This window comes from Streptomyces sp. NRRL WC-3618, from assembly GCF_001280005.1.
Taxonomy (GTDB): Bacteria; Actinomycetota; Actinomycetes; order Streptomycetales; family Streptomycetaceae; genus Streptomyces.
The window spans coordinates 1-220 of sequence record NZ_LGDW01000424.1 but is presented as its reverse complement, the minus strand read 5'-3'; the positions used below and the strand labels follow the sequence as shown (position 1 = coordinate 220).

Here is a 220-nt window from a genome sequence, read left to right as displayed (position 1 = left end):
GTATTGGTATCGCAATCTGCGTCAGACGGTCCTGTTCGAGCAGGCCACGCGCGGTCTGCTCGCTGAGGGGCACGGGCTGTTCCTGGAGATGAGCCCGCACCCGGTCCTGACCGTGCCGGTCCAGGCGACGATCGACGCCACGGACAGCCCGGCCGTCACGCTCGGTTCCCTCCGGCGTGACGAGGGCGGTGCCGACCGCCTGGCCGCCTCGCTCGCCGAA

1 protein-coding gene is annotated in these 220 nt (G+C 70.5%); it reads left to right on the top strand.

All coding sequences use genetic code 11. From position 1 onward, the window contains the following. On the top strand, nucleotides 1-220 hold a 220-nt coding region (locus ADL01_RS28045; RefSeq protein WP_159049668.1), incomplete at both ends, for an acyltransferase domain-containing protein.